General features: G+C 40.5%; 14 protein-coding genes. 10 read left to right on the forward strand and 4 right to left on the reverse strand.

All coding sequences use genetic code 11. The features are described from left to right. Nucleotides 1-99 precede the first annotated feature (99 nt). Nucleotides 100-2013, forward strand: a complete 1914-nt coding sequence (locus B3H30_RS09505; RefSeq protein ID WP_115050427.1) for a family 43 glycosylhydrolase — start codon at nt 100-102, stop codon at nt 2011-2013. A 28-nt stretch (nt 2014-2041) separates the two neighbouring features. After that, nucleotides 2042-4540 carry a sugar-binding domain-containing protein gene (locus tag B3H30_RS09510; RefSeq protein ID WP_286766632.1) on the forward strand — a complete coding sequence of 833 codons (2499 nt, stop codon included), beginning with the start codon at nt 2042-2044 and terminating at the stop codon, nt 4538-4540. Nucleotides 4541-4779: 239 nt separating this feature from the next. On the opposite strand, the gene B3H30_RS09515 is transcribed toward B3H30_RS09510, so the two are convergent. Then, a complete protein-coding gene (locus B3H30_RS09515; protein ID WP_286734725.1) occupies nt 4780-5478 on the reverse strand; it encodes a type 1 glutamine amidotransferase domain-containing protein in 699 nt (232 codons plus the stop codon). Nucleotides 5479-5610: 132 nt separating this feature from the next. After that, the gene (locus tag B3H30_RS09520) at nt 5611-6186 is read right to left on the reverse strand and encodes a Crp/Fnr family transcriptional regulator (RefSeq protein ID WP_075993518.1); all 576 of its coding nucleotides are present in this window, start codon (nt 6184-6186) and stop codon (nt 5611-5613) included. 642 nt (nt 6187-6828) lie between these two features. On the opposite strand from B3H30_RS09520, the gene B3H30_RS09525 reads away from it, so the two are divergent. The 3 genes from B3H30_RS09525 to B3H30_RS09535 all read left to right on the forward strand — a co-directional run bounded on the left by B3H30_RS09525 (nt 6829) and on the right by B3H30_RS09535 (nt 11281). Further along, nucleotides 6829-8181 carry a MutS-related protein gene (locus B3H30_RS09525; RefSeq protein WP_159333122.1) on the forward strand — a complete coding sequence of 451 codons (1353 nt, stop codon included), beginning with the start codon at nt 6829-6831 and terminating at the stop codon, nt 8179-8181. Nucleotides 8182-8437: 256 nt separating this feature from the next. Then, on the forward strand, nt 8438-8788 hold the full coding sequence (locus tag B3H30_RS09530; RefSeq protein ID WP_139145042.1) for a hypothetical protein: 351 nt from the start codon (nt 8438-8440) through the stop codon (nt 8786-8788). A gap of 54 nt (nt 8789-8842) precedes the next feature. After that, entirely contained in the window at nt 8843-11281 is a 2439-nt protein-coding gene (locus tag B3H30_RS09535; protein ID WP_139145041.1) for a hypothetical protein, read from the forward strand. Between the two features lie 221 nt (nt 11282-11502). Here B3H30_RS09535 and B3H30_RS09540 read toward each other — a convergent pair whose 3' ends face one another. After that, nucleotides 11503-12051, reverse strand: coding sequence for a hypothetical protein (locus tag B3H30_RS09540; protein WP_159333120.1), 549 nt, complete (start codon nt 12049-12051; stop codon nt 11503-11505). A 709-nt stretch (nt 12052-12760) separates the two neighbouring features. Between B3H30_RS09540 and B3H30_RS09545 the strand changes: the two genes are divergently transcribed. The 5 genes from B3H30_RS09545 to B3H30_RS09565 all read left to right on the forward strand — a co-directional run bounded on the left by B3H30_RS09545 (nt 12761) and on the right by B3H30_RS09565 (nt 16762). Next, on the forward strand, nt 12761-13528 hold the full coding sequence (locus tag B3H30_RS09545; protein ID WP_046675345.1) for a pentapeptide repeat-containing protein: 768 nt from the start codon (nt 12761-12763) through the stop codon (nt 13526-13528). 377 nt (nt 13529-13905) lie between these two features. Then, a complete protein-coding gene (locus B3H30_RS09550) occupies nt 13906-14244 on the forward strand; it encodes a PadR family transcriptional regulator (protein ID WP_112376037.1) in 339 nt (112 codons plus the stop codon). Then, entirely contained in the window at nt 14241-14915 is a 675-nt protein-coding gene (locus B3H30_RS09555; protein WP_112376038.1) for a hypothetical protein, read from the forward strand. Before B3H30_RS09550 ends, B3H30_RS09555 begins: the two co-directional genes overlap by 4 nt. 18 nt (nt 14916-14933) lie before the next feature. Beyond that, nucleotides 14934-15926, forward strand: coding sequence for a hypothetical protein (locus B3H30_RS09560; RefSeq protein ID WP_115050448.1), 993 nt, complete (start codon nt 14934-14936; stop codon nt 15924-15926). Between the two features lie 170 nt (nt 15927-16096). Further along, nucleotides 16097-16762: a hypothetical protein gene (locus B3H30_RS09565; RefSeq protein WP_112376040.1), complete on the forward strand. Its 666-nt coding sequence runs from the start codon at nt 16097-16099 to the stop codon at nt 16760-16762. 81 nt (nt 16763-16843) lie between these two features. On the opposite strand, the gene B3H30_RS09570 is transcribed toward B3H30_RS09565, so the two are convergent. Then, the gene (locus B3H30_RS09570; RefSeq protein ID WP_115050450.1) at nt 16844-17803 is read right to left on the reverse strand and encodes an alpha/beta hydrolase family protein; all 960 of its coding nucleotides are present in this window, start codon (nt 17801-17803) and stop codon (nt 16844-16846) included. Between the last annotated feature and the right edge of the window lie 84 nt (nt 17804-17887).

The following is a 17887-nucleotide window of genomic DNA, read 5'->3' on the forward strand; positions in this document are numbered from 1 at the left end:
AGATTACGAAGCCACGGGATCAAATCCCGTGGCTTTTAGAGATGCAAAAATGTATAGACGCGAAAATAAGCCAATGCTTATTTCTTCAACTAAATCTTCATGAAAAAAAACGGAATTTCAATCTTAGTTACCTTATTTTTAATACATGCTACGTGCGGTGTTTTTGCACAGGCTTATCGCAGCGGACCTACCGACAAAGATTTTGCAGGTTACTTATTTGCCTATTTCAAAGGGAATGCTGTTGTAGACGAAGCTGTTTGTTTTGCGATCAGCACAGATGGCTATACCTATCGCGCGTTGAATGACAATCAGCCTATCCTGGATTCGAAGATAATCAGTAAAACCGGCGGTGTTCGGGATCCGCATATTCTCCGTGGCGAAGATGGAAAAACATTTTATATGGTGCTCACCGACATGACTTCCTCCAAAGGCTGGGATTCTAATCGGGGTTTGATCCTGCTAAAATCCGAAGACCTTGTCCATTGGTCCCATCAGGCAATCGATATACAGCAGCGTTTCAAAGGTCAGGAAGCGTTGAAAAGAGTATGGGCGCCCCAGACTATATTTGACCCTTCGGTGGACAAATATATGGTGTACTGGTCCATGCAGCACGGAAATGGTCCAGATATCATCTACTATGCTTATGCAAACAAGGACTTTACAGATTTTGAAACCGAACCTAACGTGCTGTTTCTTCCAAAAAATGGTAAATCCTGTATCGATGGCGATATTATTGCAAAGAATGGTTTGTTCTACCTTTTTTACAAGACCGAAGGACATGGAAATGGCATTAAGCTAGCGATAACTGATTCCCTGACTTCGGGTAAGTGGATTGAACAACCGGGCTATAAACAGCAGACCAATGATGCTGTGGAAGGATCCAGTGTCTTTAAACTCAATCAGTCGGACAAATATATCCTGATGTATGATGTCTATGGTAAGGGGAAGTATCAATTCTGCACCTCTGAAGACCTTGATCGTTTTAAAGTAATCGACCATCAAATTGACATGGATTTTCATCCACGGCATGGGACCATCATTCCTATTTCAAGACAAGAAATTCTGGATTTGACCACCAAATGGGAGAAACCCAAAGATATGGAATTCACATTCAGAAAGAATCCAGTATTGGATGGCTTTTATGCCGATCCGGATGTCCTCTATTCCAATAAAACAAAGAAATACTATATCTATCCAACGAGTGATGGCTTTGACGGTTGGGGTGGTTATTATTTTAAAACTTTTTCTTCCACAGATTTAAGTCATTGGAAAGATGAGGGTGTGATTTTGGATCTGAAAAAAGATGTTGCTTGGGGGCCTCGACATGCATGGGCACCTACAATTACGGAAAAGAAAATCAAGAACGATTATAAGTACTATTATTACTTTACAGCGGCCCAAAAGATTGGTGTTGCGGTGGCCGATTTGCCAACAGGCCCATTTAAAGATTCAGGTAAACCCTTGATCGATTTCAAACCAAATGGTGTAAAAGGAGGGCAGGAAATTGATCCGGCGGTGTTTAACGATCCGAAATCGGGAAAAAGCTACCTGTATTGGGGAAATGGCTACCTAGCTGTTGCTGAACTCAATAAGGATATGATCTCGATTAAAAGAAATACAATCAAAGTGTTAACACCCGACAAGACTTTCCGGGAAGGCGCCTATGTTGTCTACCGAAAAGGTCTTTATTATTTCTTTTGGTCGGAGGATGACACCCGAAGTGAAAATTATCGGGTACGTTATGGAACCGCGACTTCTCCAGATGGACCGATCACTGTTCCTGAAAATAATTTAGTCTTGCAAAAGGATCCTACCCAAGGAATTTATGGTACAGGACATAATTCTATTTTGCAGATTCCAGGTAAAGATGAATGGTATATTGTATATCATCGTTTTAATTATCCCAAAGGTATCGATATGGGCGATGCTGCTGGGTTTAATCGAGAGGTGTGCATGGACCGGTTATTTTTTGATGATCAGGGCCATGTATTGCCTGTCGTTCCAACGCTTTAATCACTTGAACCTAATGCAAAAAAGTAAAATGAATAATCTCATAAAAAAACTATCCGTCTTAGCTGTTTCTATTGGTATGGGCATCAGTGGCCTATACGCACAGGCTGGATTTGGTGAGGCCGAAGCGATCAATTCAGACTGGCGTTTCCATTTGGGTGATATCCAGTGGCAGGCCAGCGCAGAAACGAAGCGTGGAGCCTGGCAGCAGGTCCGTTTGCCCCATGATTGGGGCGTAAAATACCCCCTCAGTCCAAGTTTAGCCAGCGCGACAGGCTATTTACCCGGCGGTATTGGCTGGTATCAAAAACAGCTCCTGATACCTATGGCAGATCAGGGCAAAAAAATATTTATCTATTTTGAGGGGGTATACAACCGAAGCGAGGTGTTTGTCAATGGCAAATCTGTTGGAAAACGCCCCAACGGCTATATATCCTTTTCTTATGATATCACGTCATATATTGAGTTTGGAAAAGAAAATACCATCGCTGTTAAGGTCGACCACAGTAAAAGTGCCGATTCAAGATGGTACACGGGATCGGGCATTTATCGTGACGTTTGGCTTGTAAAGGCCAATCCCTTGCATATTGATCAATGGGGAGTATATGCCTATCCCGAGCTAAAGCAAGGGAAAGGAATGTTAAATACCGAAGTGACCGTTGTCAATAGTACGTCCAACGGCAGTGCGGTTACCGTTGTGCAGGAGTTGATTGATGCCGCAGGGAAGGTTGTCGCTAATAAATCGGAGAAAGTGAAGGTTAATGCTGCCGCTAAAGCGACGATACAGCAGCAATTGACGGTTGCAAACCCTAAATTGTGGAGCTTGGATCAACCCAATCAATACACCTTGCGGACAAGCGTATTGCAAAATGGAAAGCAAATTGATCAGTCGGCAATCAAAACGGGCTTCCGAACTTTTACATTTGATCCAAACAAGGGCTTTGCTTTAAACGGCGAATGGATGAAAGTCAAAGGCGTGTGCCTACATCACGATGCCGGTGTGCTAGGTGCTGAAATGTATACCGAGGTATGGCGTCGACGGCTGCAGACATTAAAATCTTTGGGTGTCAATGCCATTCGAACCAGTCATAATCCGCAAGCATCCTCGCTTTACACCTTATGTGACGAGTTGGGGCTGTTGGTTATGGATGAGGCATTTGATGAATGGGAATTTCCAAAACGGAAATGGCTGCAGGGCTGGAATGTCGGGACCCCCGGTTTTGAGGGATCGTATGACTTTTTTGAAAGCTGGGGCGAGCAAGATCTTGCAGATATGGTCAAACGGGATCGCAATCACCTCTCGATTTTCGCCTGGAGTATAGGGAATGAAGTGGATTATCCAAATGACCCTTATTCACATCCTGTCCTTAACGGCGAGAAGAAGGAGGGTGGTTTTACACAGGCTTCGTATGGCGGATACAAAAAGGATGCACCAGATGCGATGCGATTGGGTGATATAGCGAAACGCTTGGTTGCGGTTGTGAAAAAATATGATAAAAGCAGAGCTGTTACAGCAGGGCTTGCAGGTGTGGCTATGTCCAACGAAACGGCCTATCCGGGGGCACTCGACATTGCAGGGTACAATTATACCGAAAGTCGTTATCAACTGGATCATCAGCGCTATCCAGCACGCGTGATTTTCGGAAGTGAGAATCGGCACGATCTTCCGGCATGGCTTGCCGTACGCGACAACAAGCATATATTTGGCCAGTTCTTGTGGACGGGTATTGACTATCTCGGAGAGTCGGGGCGTTGGCCTTCACGTGGATTTTATTCGGGACTGCTGGATTTCGCAGGTTTTATTAAACCGAGGGGTTATTACCGCCAATCGCTGTGGTCCGATAAACCAATGGCTTATTTGGGAACCTATCCATTGAAGGGCGGAGCAACGACTACCGATGTCTGGTCTGCATTGGAATCCGAACAGGGGCAACGGAAAAATGAAGCGCCCTCCATGGATGCCTGGCCAATTTGGAACTATCAGGAGGGGCAGCAAATCAGGGTGGTCTGTTACACCAATAGCCCTCAGGCGCGATTGGAGCTTAATGGTAAGGTTGTTGGCGAAGAGAAAAATTACGATGAGAAGACAGGTATCATCTTTTGGGATATTCCCTATGCAGCTGGTAAACTAGAGGTTGTTGGTCTGGACACGAATAAAAAAGAAGTAGTTCGGCACACTATCGAATCCAGTGAACGTCCGGCGGCGATTCAGGCGACGGTGATAGGAGGGAAAGCGATTGAGAGCGGTGGCATTTTGCAGGTTGCCTTGCAAGTGGTGGATAACAAGGGACTTCCTGTGGTCCTTTCGGAAGATGAAATCACCTGTGATATTGCTGGACATGCGCGATTACTGGGTATGGAAGCGGGGAACAATGCAGATATGGGCGACTATACCGATAATAAACAGCGCGTTTATCATGGAAAAATGATCGTGTATGTTCAGGCTTTGGGCAAATCGGGCGATACAATTAATATACGATTTACCTCGTCTTGGTTGACAATGGCAAACGTAACCTATAGCATAAAATAATTAACTCACTTGTCTTTATTGAACTTCTGAACTAAAAAAGCACCGGAAAACTCCGGTGCTTTTTTTATGCCAAAATCTTATAGGATGTCCATTCCACTATTGGAAAAATTACGGTTTTATATATTGCTCACAAAAAATATAAATCGGCCAAAGCCAGTTTGTACTTTGCTGCTACCTATATAAAAATCAACAAGGTTATTTCCNNGGAAATAACCTTGTTGATTTTAGCTAATTGTTTATTATATCTTGCTCAATAGAGCAAACAAAGCTTTAGCAGTTTCTTCCGAAGACCCAGGGTTTTGCCCGGTAATGAGATGACCATCTTTGACTACATAACTATGCCAATCTTCCCCTTTGCTGTACTGACCACCCAATTTTACGAGTTCATCTTCCACTAAAAAGGGAACAACATCCGTTAGTTGAACCGCTTCTTCCTCGCTATTTGAAAATCCGGTAACTTTTTTGCCTTTGATCAGTGGCTGACCATTACTATCCTTGACATAGCGAAATACAGCTGGGGCATGGCATACGGCAGCGACAGGTTTGTTGTGGGCCCAAAATGATTCGATCAATGCAATGGATGTCTTATCATTGGTTAAATCCCACAAAGGGCCATGGCCCCCAGGATAGAAAACAGCATCATAATCCTGCTCATTGATATGATCCAAAGGAATGCTATTTGCCAATTTTGTTTGAAGCTCCTTATCGGCATCAAAACGTTTGGTTGCTTCGGTTTGAAAATCCGGGAGTGCACTTTTAGGGTCTATCGGTGGCTGACCACCTTTAGGCGATGCGATTGTGACGTCCACTCCTGCATCTTGTAAAACATAGTAAGGTGCTGCAAATTCCTCAATCCAAAAACCTGTTTTTTCTCCCGTATCTCCCAATTGGTCATGTGATGTCAATACAACCAATACTTTTAATTTGTCTTTTTTCATATTAAATAACCAAGTCTGTTAAAAAATTATATGTTTAAAACGATAGTACAAAGTAGGGGATAAGTTGCCAGAGCCCTATGTGATATACATCACAATTTAGCGAATGGTTTTGCTTTTGTGATATAGATCACATTATTTGGCTTGGTATAGCCTGCTCAGTGTTTCGCGGGAAACACCCAGATATGCTGCAATCAAATGTTTGGGAATGAGATTATAGAGTTCAGGATATTGCTGCATGAGTTCCTCGTAGCGGCTTCGAGCATCGTTGTTCAGCAGTGACATTATTCTTTTTTGCAGCCCAATATATCCTTTATTGGAACGCCATCTAAAAAAGGTTTCAACTTCGTGAATTTCCTTACATACTTTTTCACGGTCTTCGTTCGATAAGCAAAGAGTGTCTGCATCGCTGACACAATCTAAATTGACCGTAGCTGGGCCTTGGTTATGCAATGCATTATAATCGGAAGCCCACCAGGTTTTTGTGGCGAACTGTAAGATATGCATCTTTTGTTCATCGTTGGTGAAATAGGTCTTTAAACAGCCATTTAGCACAAAATACTCTTGTTCCACAAGGTCTCCTTGACGGATAATCATTTGTTTCTTTTTAAAGGAGATCGGTTTAAAAAAAGAAAAGAAGTAGTCGAATTGTTCGTCGTTTAACTGGACGGTTTTGTCGATATGTTGTCTCAGAATTTCACGCTCGGTCATAGCTAACAGTTACTTGATCGATTTAAAATTAAACAAAATCTCACAATGATAGCGAAGGGCTGCATCAAGTTCTCCTCAGATTCAAAATTAAGAAGGGAATAACACTACTTTTACAGGGGGTAACAAGGGGTNNACCCCTTGTTACCCCCTGTAATATATTAAGATAATATTAATTTGATTTTAACTTGTTCCTAGACAAAAACGCAACTTGAAATCCTTTAGCCGCGCTGCTAAATTTCCATGTTTAACCGGTTTAGTGATTTATAAAAAATGATTTTTTTAAATTTTATTTTGTTTATACAAAGTTATTTTCTATTTTAGTGTTGCCCATTCAAGGGCACTTTTCATAAAATAGGTTAATAATATGGCTAAAACACCCGGAGTACCCCATGCTTTCGGGTGTTTTTTTGTTTTTTACCCTTGCGTTATTCCTTGGATATGTCCTATAAATTTAAATGCTTAAGAACCTATGTCTTGCCTGATTGGCTCATTAGTTAAATATTTCCGTTTTAATATTCTAGAATAATCGCTAGTAATCTCATGATTATGAAAACTTATTTCGCTGTATAACGATTCTGCTACAGTGTTGCTAATTATAATGACTTTGAGTAAGTTTAAGGAAAGAGCCACAATAAATAAATTATGTCGATCGTTGACAAGCAAACCTTAGCGGATTTAAATGTTACCAACAGTAGGTATAAGGATATGGTCGATTTTTTCGATTGTACAGTTACGCTAGGTGGGCGGGATATGTTGTATAGTTATTTTCTTAAACCTCTTTCCTCTAAATTGGAAATAGAAAGCAGACAGCATCTAATTCTTTTTATGCAAAAAGTTGAGATTTCGGATCTATTGGATAAGTATATGATGCAGGATCTGGAGCAATATTTGTCTCTGCCGCAAGAACCCTATTCATCTTCCAGGGCTACTTATTATCTCGAAATGGTGTCAACGAATTTTTTGTCTTTGGATTTTAAAAAACGCGAGATACTTATTAAGCGATCTATTCACGAGATCGCTAAGATTACAGATGGTCTTGCTATTTTTTTAGCATCTGCAAAATCAGAAGGTCATAGTTTAGCTATTCTCAAAGAATATCGTAAGCACGTAGATTGTGTTTTGGAAGATATCGATCGGGATGAGTTTAAGCAGTTGCTGAATAACAAATTTTCTAAGGAGCTGATGATCAAATACGATTATCTTTTTAGAAATATAAAACGAAATGCAATACGTGAGATTTTCGATGTTTTGTATCATTTGGATGCTTTGTTCAGTGTAGCAAAAAGTATCAAAGGAAAGAATCTTGTTTTTCCTCAAATTGAGGAAAAGACAGGGGGAGAGGATATGATCACCATACGTGGAGCTTATAATTTATTTATTGAAGATGCCATTAAAAATGATGTAGAAATAAAAAAAGAAAACAACCTTTGGTATCTGACCGGAGCAAATATGACGGGCAAATCTACCTTGTTGAAGACAATTGGAAGCTGCGTTTATCTGGCACATCTTGGTTTTCCGGTTTCAGCAGATGCGATGAAAACAGTACTTTTTGACGGAATATCGGCGACCATAAATTTAGGTGATAATATAAATGCAGGTGCAAGTCACTTTTTTAACGAAGTATTACGGGTTAAACATTTGGCGGAATTATTGGCATCCGGTAAACAAATGTTTATTCTCATGGATGAGCTATTCAAGGGGACAAACCATAGTGATGCCAGTGAAGCAACCCTGGAGTTAGTCAACTGTTTGAAAGGATACAAGAACAGTGTATTCTTATTGTCCTCACATATTACGGAAATTTGCCCCATACTGTATAAAGATGGTATTGCACTGAAATATTTGGGGGTTCAGTTGGATGAACAGAAGGGTATTATCTTTACATACCGACTTTTGGATGGTGTTGCCGAAGAAAAGTTAGGCATGTGGTTATTGCGCAAAGAACGGGTATTTGAGATTTTAAGGGAATTTGATTTGGGAATACAAAAAGAATGAGATTATTGTTATATTGATTATCTTGTTTCAGTTTTATAGTCTATGGTAAACTTTTGGTCAAATCGAATCAATTGTTTAAGCATTTTTTTAGGTGGTAAAATTGCAGATATCTTTGGATCCAGTAGACTTGACGAAGTAATGGGGAACGAACCAAATAAACAATGGGGCTCGGTAATACTGTTGAAAGCAAATAAAATCAAAGTTTTAAGCAAGTATCTGAAAGTCGCGTCAGTAAATGTATTGGCAAACTAAAAAGATGAATTACTTTAAAAAACAACTCTATATCCTGTGTCTACTAGGCGTGTTGGGCCAGGCAAAGCAGAGCTATAGTCAGCAGCTGCCGCTATTTAACAAAGAAAGCAACAGCCTGTCTGGAGACTGGCTAATAGGAACTCCCCATGCGAAAGCAGGGCTCTTCAAGACGAAAGAAGGTCATTTGGTATTTTCCAATGGCTTGGTCAGCCGTACATTTACGACTTTTCCAAATGTAGCCAGTATTGGTTTGGACGAATTGACTGGAAATACAGCATTTCTAAGGTCGATCCGATCTGAAGCCAGTGTAACAATCGATGGGTTTACCTTTGATGTCGGTGGATTGGAAGGATAAAAAGTACATAATTACTTACTAAAAGAATGGATACCGAGTTTAAAGGCTAATCCCATGGCTTTTAAGTTCCATGATTATAAAATTGAAGATACAAAACCCCGTTTTGGCTGGAAAAAGAGGCCAAACTGGATGCCTAAAGAGATGCCTTGGCCAGTGCCGGGCAAAGAGCTGACATTTAACTATACATTGGATCAACAGGCGATCGATGCTCTTGCCGCAAAGAGCAAAAGTGACCAAAACAGATCATTGCTGTTGGAAGATAAATTTCAGCGTTTAGCGTCCGACTGGAAGTTGATAGTGTCAAAATCACATGCACGTAATTCCTTTGTCAATGAAGAAAAAGTGGGCGAGATTATGGCACTGGAGAATGCGGCAGTATTTGCTGAAAGAGCGGTTCCTCAAGACGCAAAGGTACTCGTCGCCAAGATGAATAAAGGTACTGATCAATCCAACGATTGGGGATTGGGTTTTGGGCTAACACTAACGAATAGTAGCCCCAGACTTTATTGGCGAGCAAGCGAAGGCAAAGTAGTCTTTTTTGATGGCAAACGCGATAACGGAACCTTCGAAGTTGGTAAAGCAGATCAGCTATGGTTTAGATATGAAATAGCGGATAAAGAATTATTGGCACAAGCCTCTTTGGATGGACAACAATGGCATACTGTCGGTCATCTTTCGCTAAAGTCAGGTGACAAGATACAGTTGGTTCGTGTCGGAAAAATGGATCCAAACGGCGAGAACAAAGATGGAAAGGCTTCTACAAAGGAAGGTCGCTCCAAAATAGAAGGTTTTTGGGCATACGGTGATTTTTCATCCCAATTTGCAGGCGATCTGTCCAGTAAACTTGCTTATATGAAAAACGTTACGGTACAGGTTCATTATGATCTTTATGATGACATGCCGATCTTTAGTAAGTGGATTACTGTGAAGAATCAGTCGGACCGGGAAATTGTGGTTAATAGCTTTAAGAGTGAGCAATTGGCTGTATTTGAGCCCGAAAGTTCGGTAGATCATAGAAGCCGTTGGTTATACCCTAATATCACCGTGGAAACAGATTATACATTTGGCGGTATGAGCGAGGAAGTCGTTTATTCCTCGAGTCTGGAGTGGAAAAAAGACCCGCTATATACCACACAGGTCCACTACGACCGGGAGACACCCTGTCTGTTGGAAGTTGCACCTAAAATGGGACCCGAACAACAGGTTGCTGCCGGTGGAGAATTTGCAAGCTATCGGGTTTGGGAGCTGTTGAACGATAGCTGGGAACGCGAACGTAAGAGCCTTGGATATCGAAAAATGCTGCGCTCCATGGCGCCATGGGCAACTGAAAATCCAATATTGATGCATGTACGGAGTTCGGACAACGAGTCGGTAAAAAAGGCAATTGATCAAGCAGCGGAGGTTGGTTTTGAAATGGTGATTATGACCTTTTGGTCTGGATTCAATGCCGAAGATGATTCTCCCGAAAATCTCAAGCGTATGAAAGAGCTTGCTGACTATGCGCATAGCAAAGGAATTGAACTTGGAGGCTATTCGCTCCTGGCCAGTCGGCATATTGATGCTAAAAATGACGTTGTGCTACCTGAAGGCATGCATCCTCGCTTTGGAAGTTCACCCTGTATTGAGAGTGAATGGGGCCAGGCTTACTTCAAAAAGCTGTATAACCTGTACGAAAGTTCGGGACTGGGTGTATTTGAGCACGATGGCTCTTATCCTGGAGATTGGTGCTATTCCACCGATCACCCCGGGCATCATAATGAAAAAGACTCGCAATGGAATCAGTTTAAACGGATTACTGATTTTTACAAATGGTGCCGTGAAAAGGGAATCTACCTGAATATTCCGGATATGTATTTCTTGAACGGCGGCAACAAAGTAGGAATGGGCTACCGCGAAGCGAATTGGTCATTACCGAGGGCACAACAGGAAATTGTGGAAAGACAGAATATCTTCGATGGTACCTGGGCGAAGGCACCATCGATGGGGTGGATGTTTGTTCCATTGGTAGAATATCAAGGTGGCGGCAAAGAGGCAACGATAGAGCCTTTGAAGGATCACCTGCCTCATTATGAACAACGCTTGGCCAATCTATTTGGCGCAGGTGTACAGGCTTGTTATCGTGGACCACAGCTTTATGACTCCCCAGAGACGAAAAATGTAGTAACCAAATGGGTGAATTTTTACAAGAAACACCGTGAAGTTTTGGACAGTGATATCATCCATGTGAGACGTCCTGACGGGATGGATTATGATGCTATTTTTCACGTAAATCCAGCGGGAAAAGAAAAGGGATTACTAATGATCTATAATCCATTGGACGAAGCGATAACACGAAAAATTAAGGTCAACTTATACTATACCGGACTGAAAGGAAATGTGCAAGTGGTTGAGCAAGATCAGAACAGTAGGACAATGCCATTAAATGCAGCCTCGGAAGGGATCTTTGAGGTCAATATACCAGCAAAAAGTCAAACTTGGTTTGTGATTAAGTAAAGAGTCTTCTCATCATTGTGATGAGAAGACTCTTTTTTTACCCGATGGGATAGGGCATTCTATACGTTATTCAATATGGAGCAATTTTTTGCTCTGTTTCGAACGACCATTTTCATTAAAATCCTCCACCTAAAAATAGTAATCCTAATCGCTGTTGAAACTGCGGGCATCAAAGTTGTCGTCGTAGACGATGATCGCATTTTATCATAATTCATTGCCGGCTATTTGCCGTCCTCTTTCTTGGGGGGGCATTTTACAGACACGCCCGTTTCGAGTGTCAGTTCACCGGTCGTAGGGTTATAAATATCCTTGGATAGAATAGGAATTTCACCGGCAACTTTACTTTGTTCGGGGTTGTGTGTACGGTTATGGTAAGTCGGCACTTTTTCAAACTTGACCAATTTACCATTAATGCGTAGATTTTTTTGAACAATGGTTACTTTAGGTAATTTGTCGTATCGGATGACATTTAATCCTTCAAGATCCCTCGGCCTTTGTGCAAAATCGATGAAATACTTGTATTGCTCTAAGAACGATGTGATATGCCCTTTCATCTGAATCTTTTTACCCGGGAAGGCCAGTGAGCCTACATTGACCACTTTTTTTGTGCTTAAATCTTCGACATACATAGTGACCCAGGAATGTTCATAATCGCCCCAGCTGAAATAGGTTTCTTTAGGCTTAATAGGAATTGGTATAGTGTAAAGGGGATAAGATGAGGCTATCGGGAAAGACATATTCCGTAGCCATCTTCTTCTTGAGCTCTTCATCTATACTGCTGTTTTCATATTTTTTTTAAGCTCCTCTTTGCTTTGGGAAAAGGTTATGTCGCTGAATAAGGTAAGCGGTACAAGCACTACCAAGATATTTTTTATCAATTTCATAAACAGTTTTAATTGCGTCCACCAATATACTTTTTTTTCTTATAGCAGTAAAGGGCTAATTAACCAGCCGATTAAAATAATACAATAAACGAATCGTAAATCATTTTTGGCGAATTGTAAACGGAGGCTTGAATCGCTGACCGAGGACTTTATATTTGGATCCAAGAAATGCCGAAACATATCTTGGCGCTTTTTTGAAGTAAGAAATGAGCAGATCTTAATTTGTTAATTTATTGCGCTGCAGATTTATGTGCGACATTTTAATTTTAATTGTCATAGTAGATAGTGCCTTACACGTAAGGTAAATGTTTTTCATAGGTAGTAAGCCGTAAAGGACTCCCCGTCCTTGCGGCTTTTTTTGTGCTTATTGTTCAGTTGAAGAATGGCTGGCTAATATATTCCTATCGTTAGTTTGCAACGACATGTTTTATGTCTTGGCTGTTTTAGGCTGGGAAAAAAAAATAAAAAAGTCAAAATTCCTTCAGGACGTTTTGTTTTTCCCGTTGTCATCAATGTATAAATGGAGATTTTGGCCGTTAAATATCCATTTGAAATGCAACTACTATGAAATTTTAGCCTATTAATCATTTTTAGCATGGCACTGACTAATAAAATATTCCAGCAAAGTGAGATTGAAAGTTTTGAATTCAATCACAAAGTCTTAAAAAACTGTTCTTTTATCGATTGCAAGATAAAAGGGAAAAGCTTCATGAACTCCATGTTTCGTGATTGTAAGTTCATTCGCTGTACCTTTGTAGACTGTAACTTTCAGTCTGTTGTTTTTCAGGAATCTGGGCTTTGGATGGAAAGTACATTCGAAGCGAATGATTTTTCGAAAGCCATCATTGGAAATCTAAAAATTGAAAAGTCGTCCTTCCTTTACAATACATTTGACAAAACAACTTTCGACGGGACGAATTTGATTCATGTGGTATTTAAAGGAAAGATCAGTTCTTCATGGTTTTATGGAATTCCTTTTACAGAAGACTTATATTCCACCAATCTTTTTATTCTCAAAAAAGCCAAACCATTAAAGACTCCCTTGGTAAATTTTGGTCATGCAGAATTAAAGGACGTTATATTTTCTCGAGGGCTAGATCTCTCCAGTACAGTTTTTCCAAACCAAGAGCATCTTAAAATTATCAATAATCCCAGACGTTTTTTTGATAGTTTCCTCAAAAGGTCAAGAGAAGTGTTTACGGATAATGAATCGTTGGTTTTCTGTCGGGACTTGGTGGATAATGTCTTGTATAAGCCCGAAAATAGGGGGATGCCAATCATATTGGTTGATCTAAATCAGTTTTACCCCTCATTGAATGAAAATAGAGATCGTCTTATTGTTGATCTATTAAAAGCAGGATAATCATATCATTCTATATATAATTGTTAGTGCAAAGCCGTTTGGAGTTCCCAGCTCTAGCGGCTTTTTCGCTCCCGACCTGCTTATGCCTTTATCCGCTCCTGTCATTACCTTTGTTCGCTCTTGTTCCTAGTGAACACCTAGCTGAAACCTTGTGTTTACCTAGTGAACTAGGTTAAGACTGGGCGATTCATAGGGATTTGCTAGGTGAATTCCAAAAGCAAGGCAAAAGCAGGGTAGAAGCAGTGCAGTCAAAAGACCGTGCAAAGGCCAAATCTGATGATGGAAGTTAAAGTGCATCCTGCTGTATCATAGTTTTTTTATGTTTTTTTATATATAAGAAAATTAGGTATATTTAATTACTTTTTTAAGATGAACGAATGAAAGATACGAAGCTATTAAAAGGCACTTTACAAACGATTATTCTGAAGCTATTGTCTGGAACGGAAAGAATGTATGGCTATGAAATGACCCAACAGGTAAAACTCATAACAGATGGGGAGTTTATCCTCACTGAGGGAGCGCTCTATCCTGCACTACATAAGTTAGAAGCGGAAGGGCTTCTGGATACAGCAATAGAAGTTGTCGATGGAAGAGCAAGAAAGTATTACTCCCTGACAGTGAAGGGAAAAAAAGCGCAGATAATTAAAATGAAAGATGCGTTGACCTTTGTGGAGAAGTTGCAGGTTATTTTGAACACGAAACCAATTGTATCATGACAGAAAAGAAATTGACCAAAGCGGAGTTAGGTATTCTGATGGATTTTATCCGTTCTAAAGGATATCATTATGTTGATGTTCAACTTGAAATTTTGGATCACTTCGCCTGTAAGGTAGAGGAACTGATGTCTTCAGATGCCGGCATGTATTTCAATCGAGCCATTGATCTCGCTTATGCCAGTTTTGGAGAGTCAGGGTTTGGAAGCATTGCAGCTAGTTATGAATTGAATCTGCAAAGAAAACAAATCAATAAATTTCCTGCTGATTTTTTACAGTTCGTCAAGCATTGGCATAGTGCAATTTATATCGTGTACTTCACATTGTTCTATTATTTTGTGCCGCTCGATGCAGATGGTTTTTGGACGGGATTAAAATTAGGGATGATTGGTACATTAGTTTTTTATATTCCAGTATACCTATTACGGCATCGGCCTCGAGGGAACAAATACTGCGTTTATCGCAATTATCTTGGTTTAACAATACCGATTATGATTTTGATCATCGGGTTGGTTTCTTCGGAATGGATCGTTAATTATGTTCCTTTAGCTTTGTATCGTGTTGTTATTCTTATTTTTATGTATATTGGATTAGGAATTTTGTCTATCTTTGAGAAGAATCTAAAGGCCATTGTCCGACGGGTAGATGAGATCGAAGTGCTGCACCAGAGCTGACGATTAATTTTTTAAATTATGAAATATCTTTTCCTGTTGTTATTAAGCATTTGTTTTTTGTCCAGTTGTGACAAAGAAGATAGTGATTTTGACGCTAGGGAGATCGGTGATGGAACAATGGCTAAAAGGTATCAATTTGTAGGGCGTTCCGTCGGGTTTTCGGTTAGCCAGATCTACCTGGATGGCACTATAGATAAAAACTTCTATTTGGGGACAGTTTGGGGATTAAAAGATACTACGCCGCAACTAAAACTAACTTCCCTTCGCAATTATAAACCTTTCAAGAGCACAATTTCTTCTACACAGCCAACTTTAGCTCCAATCCGTATCATTCCTGGATTTGATGCTGTGCGAGCTTTCGCTAAGAAAAGCAAGGGGGAACCGGCTGTTTTGAAGCAGTCGTCTGTAGGGGCATTTTTCGATTATAGAGCGATACGCTACCATCTTAATAATAGCCCTGACGTAGATAGTGTACTCAAATTGGTCCGTCACCATGATTCTACCACGATAAAAAGAGCTAATAGCCTGTTATTGCGTCGAGAACATATTACATTTAGTCTCCATGCGGATCTGAAAGACTATGAACAGGCTTTTAGTAAGGATGCACTAGGGAAGTTAAAAAAATCAGGATATAATCCCTACTATGTTTCGTCAGTCAACTATGGTACCCACTCGATTATGATGGGAGAAAGTGATTTTCCACGTGGTGATCTTAAAAACGTATTGGAAAAATTGCTGTACAATCAATTTCTGACAAAAACCGACGAAACGGTGTTAAATCGTTCCGATGTGCTGGTTTATTTGCGTGGTGGACGTCAAACTAGTTTTATTAGACGCGCAACAGGTTTGGACGCTATTAAAAAACTTGTCATTGATTATAAAAATGAACTTGAACTGCAACAGAATAGCTTTGACTACCCCATTAGCTATAGTCTAGGAAACCTTAATTCCTATGGGGACCTGAAATTCTGGTACTCTTATGATTTTCTCGTCCGTGAGGAAAAAGAATGATTTTTATTTAAACATTTGGATAATTAAAAGGATATTTTTTACATTTGGGCTATTGTCGCAAACGGCATCATAGCGCAGTTTCCTGTCTATCTATTTTAAACATGGCATAACCATTAATTAGCCTTTTTGCTTCAATACCATTATTAGCTAAAAACAATTAAAGAAGAACTATGGAAGAAACAATTAAGACATTGATCTACATTCACGCATTTTTTGGTGGGATAGGATTGATTACCGGCCTGATCAGTGTGGCTGTAAAAAAGGGAGGAGCAGGGCATAAGAAGACGGGGATCATATTTTCCTATGCGATGGTGATTAGTTCTTTAATTTCACTTGTTATTGCGAGAATGCCGGGCCACGAAAACACATTTTTATTTTTGATCGGTATCTTTACCATCTATCTCATTCTGGCGGGTAATCGCGCGTTGACTTTACGCAGTAAGATTAAACAACAGACCGATTGGAAAGACAAACTTATTTCGGCTACGATGCTGCTTGCATCGGTTGGTATGTTATGTCTTGGTTTAATTGGATTAATACAGCAGGTGGCAAATTCTGTTTTATATGTCTTTTTTGGTGGTTTTGGTGCATTTATGAGTATTCGGGATTTTCAGCTGTTTAAAAGTTTCAAAGAAAAGAAAAATGGCTGGCTGGTCAGTCATTTGGGTCGTATGGTAGGCGCATTGATTGCGTCGGTGACTGCCTTTTTAGTTGCCGGGATTCAGCTTGGTTCAACGCTGGTTTGGATTACGCCAACCATCATCGGCACCTTGTATATCATCTATTCCAATAGAGCATTGAATAAAAATAAAGTGCTTCGTGCGGATTTGCATTAATCCAGCGAGTTAAACATTTGAATTGATTGAAGAAAGGCCTAAGTTTTTTATTTAGGCCTTTTTTAATGCTTGATCTTATGCTCATGAAACCTTGTCAAGAGGTTCTTTGTGCTTTTTTTTACTCCTACTTTTGATCCAGTTCAATGCAATAGTGCTAGGTTCGCTAGATGCCGAAAGGCTTGTATTGTGATCTAATAAAGGAAATAGGCAATATTCGAAAGGCTTTCCTTGTGCTTTAAGTGCATTGAGATGTTCAATGGATAAACCTACAGGTATTTGGATATCTTTGGATCCAAAAAGCCAGAGCCCTGGAGTTGTTATCGTTTTAAGTGGTGTCATGGGATCGGTATTTGTAAATTGATAGCGATCCGGATCATTCGCCACATGTTGTCGGGCATCGGCTTCCGTATGTTTATCCCAAAAATCTTTTTTTCCATTCGTAAAAAACTGGAAGCGGAGCTGCTCACGGGCAGGGATAACTGCTCCACTGTACAAAACAAAAAAGTCGATCAAAGGATTTTGGTTAGTCGCTAAGGGAATGATCCATCCCGCTTGGCTGAATCCAAGTAGTCCCATTGGAATGTTCGTCTTCCCGAGTTGCTGATGGAATGCTTTTACCGCTGCTTGTGCATCTTTGGCCAGCAGGTGGAGGTTGGCAGAGTCGATATTATTTGTACCGACCTCAGGGCCAGCGTAGGTTCCCTCAGATTTACCAACTCCGCGCTTGTCATAAGTAAATACAGCAATACCGTTTTGGGCTAAATATGAGGCAAACTCCATCATCCTTTTCTCTTGTCCAGAACCATGGATAAGGACAATGGCCGCATGGGCACGGCGAGGCTGAAGTATGGTTCCTGTTAACTTAATACCCTCACTTTTAAATACAATATCTTTTGTATACCAGTCTAAAGATTGGGCTTTTGCATGTTGCGCGAAGGGCAGGCAATACATGGCGGCGAGAAAAGGTAGCGTACGAAGTGTAATCCGCTGTAAGGGAGCATAGTTCGTCAGGGAACAGTTTAATGAGGAGGATTTAGGCATAATTAATTCGGTGTTAAATTTATTTTTGTCTAAAGTAACGAGTTTAAATTTAAAAAGTTTGTGCTTTTCGGTGGACTGTAGGTT

Origin of the sequence: Sphingobacterium sp. UBA7038 (genome assembly GCF_002494055.1) — a bacterium.
Lineage (GTDB): Bacteria > Bacteroidota > Bacteroidia > Sphingobacteriales > Sphingobacteriaceae > Sphingobacterium > Sphingobacterium multivorum.